General features: G+C 63.7%; 7 protein-coding genes. 4 read left to right on the forward strand and 3 right to left on the reverse strand.

The genetic code is table 11. The features are described from left to right. The first annotated feature begins 23 nt into the window (after positions 1 to 23). Both ASD82_RS10570 and ASD82_RS10575 read left to right on the forward strand, forming a co-directional pair. Positions 24 to 326, forward strand: a complete 303-nt coding sequence (locus ASD82_RS10570; protein ID WP_056717784.1) for a type II toxin-antitoxin system RelE/ParE family toxin — start codon at positions 24 to 26, stop codon at positions 324 to 326. After that, positions 323 to 628, forward strand: coding sequence for an addiction module antidote protein (locus ASD82_RS10575; protein ID WP_056717785.1), 306 nt, complete (start codon positions 323 to 325; stop codon positions 626 to 628). The genes ASD82_RS10570 and ASD82_RS10575 overlap by 4 nt, the downstream gene beginning before the upstream one ends. Positions 629 to 805: 177 nt before the next feature. On the opposite strand, the gene ASD82_RS10580 is transcribed toward ASD82_RS10575, so the two are convergent. Further along, positions 806 to 2,323: a serine hydrolase gene (locus ASD82_RS10580; RefSeq protein ID WP_162253824.1), complete on the reverse strand. Its 1,518-nt coding sequence runs from the start codon at positions 2,321 to 2,323 to the stop codon at positions 806 to 808. 26 nt (positions 2,324 to 2,349) lie between these two features. Here ASD82_RS10580 and ASD82_RS17370 point away from each other — a divergent pair, with 26 nt between their 5' ends. Further along, positions 2,350 to 2,973, forward strand: coding sequence for a nucleotidyltransferase domain-containing protein (locus ASD82_RS17370; RefSeq protein ID WP_082585309.1), 624 nt, complete (start codon positions 2,350 to 2,352; stop codon positions 2,971 to 2,973). On the opposite strand, the gene ASD82_RS10585 is transcribed toward ASD82_RS17370, so the two are convergent. Together ASD82_RS10585 and ASD82_RS10590 are read right to left on the reverse strand one after the other, a co-directional pair. Next, positions 2,951 to 3,853, reverse strand: a complete 903-nt coding sequence (locus ASD82_RS10585; protein ID WP_056717787.1) for an SDR family oxidoreductase — start codon at positions 3,851 to 3,853, stop codon at positions 2,951 to 2,953. The genes ASD82_RS17370 and ASD82_RS10585 overlap by 23 nt on opposite strands. Positions 3,854 to 3,906: 53 nt before the next feature. After that, positions 3,907 to 4,647: an SDR family oxidoreductase gene (locus ASD82_RS10590; protein ID WP_056717788.1), complete on the reverse strand. Its 741-nt coding sequence runs from the start codon at positions 4,645 to 4,647 to the stop codon at positions 3,907 to 3,909. Between the two features lie 125 nt (positions 4,648 to 4,772). Between ASD82_RS10590 and ASD82_RS10595 the strand changes: the two genes are divergently transcribed. Beyond that, complete coding sequence (locus tag ASD82_RS10595; RefSeq protein ID WP_056717789.1) at positions 4,773 to 5,690, forward strand: LysR family transcriptional regulator; 918 nt, start codon at positions 4,773 to 4,775, stop codon at positions 5,688 to 5,690. Positions 5,691 to 6,097 lie beyond the last annotated feature (407 nt).

Raw genomic sequence — 6,097 nt, forward strand, 5'->3', positions numbered from 1 at the left:
AAACCACAGTTTACACTTGAGCCATGTTCGAACTGGTCAAGTCCGCCACCTTCGACACTTGGCTTCGGGGCCTACGCGACGCTCGGGCCAGGGCTCGCATCGCGGCGCGACTGGATCGCGTGGCTTATGGGAACTTCGGTGATGTCAAACCGGTTGGCCATGGCATCAGCGAATTGCGGATCGACTACGGACCCGGCTATCGGGTGTACTTCATCCAGCGCGGCTCGGTACTTGTCGTGGTCCTGGCAGGTGGTGACAAGCGCACCCAGCACGCGGACATCCAGACGGCCCGACGCATTGCATCCGATTGGGAGCGCGAATCATGAAAGGTGTACGAGAGAATTTTTCCCGTTACGACACCGCCGATTACCTGAAGACCGAGGCCGACATCGCGGCCTATCTCGAAGCCTGCGCAGAGGAAGCGCCCAACGATGCAGCCTTCATGCTCAAGGCATTGGGCACGGTGGCACGTGCACGGAACATGAGCCAGCTGGCCGAAGCCACCGGCATGACCCGTGCGGGTCTCTACAAGGCGTTGTCGGGCGAGGGCAACCCCAGTCTGGCCAATACGATGAAAGTCGCCAAGGCGCTGGGGTATCGGCTGGCCTTGGTGCCGGATCACGATTGATCCCGGACAATCGGTAGCCCGGGCCCAGTCGATGGCGGTATTCGCCGATGCCGTCGAACCACTCACGCTGGAGATATTGCCATCTCCATCCGCACCACCGCGATGGCCACCTTGGCCGCAGCCTGCATGTGCAGGCTGTCGAACCGCGGGTGTTCGTGGTTGACGTGGCGATATCCGTCAGCGCCGGAAGACGCGGTGTCGCCATTCGATCGTGCCGTCGTCGGGATGGCAGGTGACCGGCTCCGCCGGCTCCAGCGTCCCGTCGGTCGCCGCGAAGAGCCCGGGCCGGGCCGGCTTCAGGACGAGATGCCGTGCGCCGATGTCGGCCGTCACTTCGCCGGACGCCGTGCCCACGATCATCGGGCCGAACAAGGCGTTGCGGAAGGTTCCACTGCAGGCTTCCAGTTCTTCCTTGCCGGGCGTCCACGACCAGCCTCCCCAGGACGGATCGGCGCGCGATCCGGCCATGGCGCGTGCACGTTTATCCACCGTCTTGGCCAGACGTGACGGAAAAGCCGCCACCACCGCATCGAGTCGCGCGGCTTCTCCATCCTGCCCCGTGGCCAGGCCGATGAACGCTTTCATGACCTCAAGTTCAAAGCCTTCCATCGCGCTATCGCTGTTCACCACCAGCGCAAGGCCGGCATGCGCGGATGGCACCAGTACCGTGACGGAAACCGTGCCCACGTAGCTGCCGGGATGCATCAACGCCTGCTGGCCCTTGTAGCTGCAGCTGTACCAGCCCAGGCTGTAACCGTCGCAGTTGATCTGGCCATCGGACATGTGCGCGACGGCGACGGGTTGCTGGGCGCGCGCGAAATCGGAGGGCTCAAGCGCACCACCGGCGCCGGCGGACCCCAGGTTCGCCTGCATCCACATCGCCATGGCTTTTCCGGACGCGAACAGGCCACCCGCGGCGTGCATCAAGGCGTCCGGCTTGGGCGCAAGCGCGTGCCACGCCTTTCCATCCCACTGATGGTTCCATGCGAAGCGTCCGGGCGACATGCGCGATGGTCGCGAGGTGATGCCATGGTCCAGCCGTAGCGGCTGCAACACTTCCGCGTCCAGCCAGTCGTGCCAGTTGCGGCCGGTACGCGTTTCGAGTGCCGCGCCATAGATCAGGTCACCCAGATTGGCGTAACGGAAGCCCGGGTCGCGCGTACCGGTTTCGGTTTCCAGCCAGTGCGGATACTCCGCGGCCGGAATATCGCGCACGTAGGCCGTGACGTTGTTGAGCGTGTCGGTGGTCAGCCCCTCCTGGTGCGACAGAAGATCGGCCATGGTGATGCGGTGCGGGTCTGCCGGTGCCGGCAGACGCAGCTGCGGCCAGATCCCGGACAGCGTGGTGTCGAGTGGCAGTACGCCCTTCCGGTCGAGCACCGCTCCGAGCAGGCCCATGAACGACTTGGTCTGCGAGGCCATGTAGAACAGCGTGTCGGCGTCGGCCTCGGCAGCCTGATCCGCCTTCAGCCGGCCACGGATATGGACCCAGGGCGCCGCGTTGCCCTGCACGATCACCGCGGAAACCGCAGGGTATGCGCCAGGCACGGCCTGCAACTTGTCGACGGCCTGCTGGATGGGCGCGGTCAATTCGGTCGAGACCTTGACCGGCGCAACGGTCCCCTGCGTTGCCAGAACGGGATGGGCAAGCGCAGATCCCAAAACGATCATGAAGGCTGTGACTGGACGAAGCATGGCAGGAACCTGTGTGAGCGAAGTCAATGCCATGGATACGTCTTGCGACAAGGCAGTTGCATTTTCCTGGCGGCACGCTGCTTGAATCCTGCCTTGCATGGCTACCCACGCCACCTCCAACCAAGCTCTCGGGGACCATCGGCAAGAGCGGGGTCAAGTTCATCCAGGTTCGGCTGGACGTGAACCTGACCCGTCAGTCACTGCAGCATCTTCATGCCACCTTGCTTGAGCGCCTGGCCACATTGTGCGGACGCCACCGCGTGCACCGGCTGGCAGTGTTCGGCTCGATGGCACGGGACGAGGCCAAGACCGGCAGCGATTACGACTTTCTGGTGGCGTTCGATGCCTTGCCATCGGGTGGCTACGCCACGGCCCTCTTCGGCCTGCAGGAAGATTTGCAGTCGTTGTCGGAAGCACCGGTCGAGATGGCCGTCGATCGTCCTACAAAAAGGTGGTCACGGGAATGCCGGCGACGCCTTGAGGGAAAAGCCGGCCGCCCTCCTCTCGCCTTCGCTATGCCGGCCCTCGCGACGATGATCGGAATGTGTCGACCGAACTCGTCCACGGAGATGGCTTTGGGTGTCGAAGCGAGGGGGGGTGAACCTGGTCCCGTCAGTCGTTCCTGCGTCAAATCAGTTTTGCCGGCTTGAGCAAATCGGCGAGGCCGATACGATGGAGCATTTCAGCTTTGACGCGATCCATCACCGCGAAAGTGACGCTTGCACCGTCCTGCGCCGGATCGCAATGGACCCGGAAGGGACGCTCACCGAAAGGCATGTCGACAACATCGACGATGGCGCGCGATACGCCTTCAGGATCGGCGTCATCCGGCACGGTCGCCGCCAGCCTGGACTGAAGCTCCTCGGCAAAATTCTTGTAGGGACCTGCCTCGTATTCCGCCACGCGCTGTTCGTCGTCCGGGTGGCCCGAGTGGACGAAGTGATTGGTGCCCCTGGTGAAGGCGCCCGGCACGATGATCGTTGTTTCGATGCCCCAGCGGGACAACTCGCGGGCATACTGGATCGCCAGCGCGTCCATCCCTGCCTTCGCCGCAAAATAGGGTGCAAGGTAGGGTGGTGTGCCCCCGGCTGAGCTGCTGCTCGACACCCAAATCAGCAAGCCCTGTTTGGCGGCACGCATGTGCGGTAGTGCGGCGCGGTTCACCCGCTGCGTGCCGAGCACGTTCACGTCATATTGCTGGGCATACTGCTCGGGGGTGAAGGCTTCGGCCGGGCCGAACATCATGTGACCGGCATTGTGGATGAGCACGTCGATCCGCCCGCTTTCGGCAATGACCTTCTCGACAGCCGCATTGGTCGAGGGCTCCGACTGCACGTCGAGCTCGACCGAACGGAGGTCGAGGCCCTCGCGCGCCGACAGCTCCGCCATGTCGGTCGCGTTCCGCCCGTTGCGGCCGGCGATGTCGCGCATCGAGGCATGGACGGTGTGGCCAGCGCGGGCGAGCGCCTCCGCTGTCAGGCGCCCGAAGCCGCTGGAAGCACCAGTAATGAGAATGATCTTCTTGGGCATGGCCCGGCTCCTTTCGGTTGATGGCGTCCCCGGACGCGTGACGAGGGCAAGCGTCAGACCATGCCGCCGTTGGCGCGCAGCACCTGGCCGTTGATCCACGCACCGTCGGGACCGGTGAGGAAGGCGACGGTCGCCGCAATATCCTCGGGCGTGCCGAGACGTTCGAGTGGATTCATCTTCGACATGCGCTCGACCAGTTCCGGCGACTTGCCGTCCAGGAAAAGGGCGGTCGCGGTGGGTCCAGGCGCGACGGCATTGACGGTGATGTTGCGGCCCCGCAGTTCCTTGGCGAGGATGCCGGTCAGTGTCTCGACGGCGGCCTTCGTGGCGGCATAGACACCGTAGGTTTCGAGCTTGAGCCCGACGACGCTGGTCGAGAAGTTGACGATCCGGCCACCGTCGCGCAAACGCCTTGCAGCCTGACGCAGCGTGTTGACAGTACCCTTGAGGTTGACGGCGATCTGAGAGTCGATGAGGGCGTCATCGGCATCGGCCATCGGCGCCAGCCGCATGATGCCGGCGTTGTTGACCAGGACATCGATCCCGCCGAATGCGGCTTCCGTTTCGTCGAACAGCCGCGCCACCGCCGTTGCATCACTCACATCAGCCTGCACGGCGAGGGCCTTGCCGCCGGCAGCTTCGATCATGCCGGTGATCTGCTCGGCCTCCCCGGCGCGACCCGCGTAGTTCACGACCACCGCGAAGCCGTCCTTCGCCAGGCGCTGGGCGACTGCCGCGCCGATGCCGCGCGAGGCTCCGGTAACGATGGCGACCTTTCGGGAAATGTTGTTCATGGGAAGACTCCTGCACTCGAGCATGGGAACGGATGGATGGACACATTCTCTTCATTCAAAACATCGAGATAAATAGGCTAGGATTGGTTTACAAATTCCATATCCATCAATAATTATCCCTTCCCATGGACCACCTCGACGCGCTCCATCTGTTCACGCGGATCGTCGAGCAACGCAGCTTCGGCCGCGCTGCCGATCAGCTGGACGTCCCTCGCGCCACCGCCACCCACGCGATAAAACAACTGGAAGCGCGGCTCGGCACCCGCTTGCTCGAACGCAGCACGCGTCACGTCCGCCCGACGCCGGATGGCGAGGCCTTCTATGAGCGTTGCGTGCATGTATTGAGCGAACTGGACGACGCCGAGGCCTCGCTGCGCCACGCCGCATCCAATCCGCGCGGCGTCCTGCGCGTCGACATGCATGGCACCCACGCCACCGGGATCGTCTTGCCGCGTATCCGCGAGTTTCGCGAGCGCTACCCCAACATCGACATCGTGATCAGCAGCGAAGACCGCCTGGTCGATCTGGTGCGCGAAGGCATCGATTGCGCCATCCGCGGCGGTACCGTCCGCGACTCCAGTCTCGTCGCGCGGCGGTTGGCCGTCATCCCCGAAGTCACCTGCGCCAGCCCCGACTACCTCGCACGCTTCGGCACGCCGCAACACCCGTCCGAACTTGCCGCGCATCAGGCCGTGCAGTTCTTCAACTCCAGCGGCGGCCGCGCCTACCCGTTCGAATTCACCATCAACGGCAAAATTCGCGAAGTCGAGCTCAAGGGCTGGCTCACCGTCAATTACGCCGAGAGCTACGTGGTCGCCGCGCGAAACGGCTGCGGCCTGATTCAGCTCCCGCGATACCACGTCGAAGACGACCTCCGCAGCGGCCACCTGGTCGAAGTACTTGCCGATTTCAGCGGACCGGGCTTTCCAATCACCGCGCTATACCCACACCGCCGTCAACTGTCACCACGCGTGCGCATCTTTCTTGATTGGGTCGGCCAGCTGTACGAAGAAGCCTTTGGACCAACGCAAACGTCGACCTGATGTCGCGGCCTGAAGCAACCTCATCAACTGCGGTTGACGGAGGAACGATGCGTCTTCCCTGGATGCAGGAAGTGCCATTCGCCAGAGGCCAGGCTTCCCAGAGAAGCTCCACCAACCGCGCCGCGCACGGCGAGAGATCATGCCCGCCGCTGTGAAATCGCGGAAAGGACCAGCTCACTCTGACCCTTTTGCTATGTCCGCGTAACGGACAGCATGCGATGCAGGTTCTTGCTGGGGCGCTTGGAGGCCGAGCCGGAACAGAGTCGGAGCGGCGCGCCGGCCGTTACCTTCTCAATTTAACTTCCTCCGTCCCGGTTTCGACGGCGCTGGCCGGGTTCGGAATTTAATTAGCCACGTCCCCATTAATCCCTCCCCCCATTAATCCCTCCCCCGAGGTTCAGTTGCTG

The organism is Rhodanobacter sp. Root179, from assembly GCF_001428465.1.
Lineage (GTDB): Bacteria > Pseudomonadota > Gammaproteobacteria > Xanthomonadales > Rhodanobacteraceae > Rhodanobacter.

Coding starts and splice junctions, on each gene's coding strand:
- ASD82_RS10570 (WP_056717784.1), top strand. CDS start 24: ATGTTCGAACTGGTCAAGTCCGCCACCTTCGACACTTGGCTTCGGGGC.
- ASD82_RS10575 (WP_056717785.1), top strand. CDS start 323: ATGAAAGGTGTACGAGAGAATTTTTCCCGTTACGACACCGCCGATTAC.
- ASD82_RS10580 (WP_162253824.1), bottom strand. CDS start 2,323: ATGCTTCGTCCAGTCACAGCCTTCATGATCGTTTTGGGATCTGCGCTT.
- ASD82_RS17370 (WP_082585309.1), top strand. CDS start 2,350: ATGCCATGGATACGTCTTGCGACAAGGCAGTTGCATTTTCCTGGCGGC.
- ASD82_RS10585 (WP_056717787.1), bottom strand. CDS start 3,853: ATGCCCAAGAAGATCATTCTCATTACTGGTGCTTCCAGCGGCTTCGGG.
- ASD82_RS10590 (WP_056717788.1), bottom strand. CDS start 4,647: ATGAACAACATTTCCCGAAAGGTCGCCATCGTTACCGGAGCCTCGCGC.
- ASD82_RS10595 (WP_056717789.1), top strand. CDS start 4,773: ATGGACCACCTCGACGCGCTCCATCTGTTCACGCGGATCGTCGAGCAA.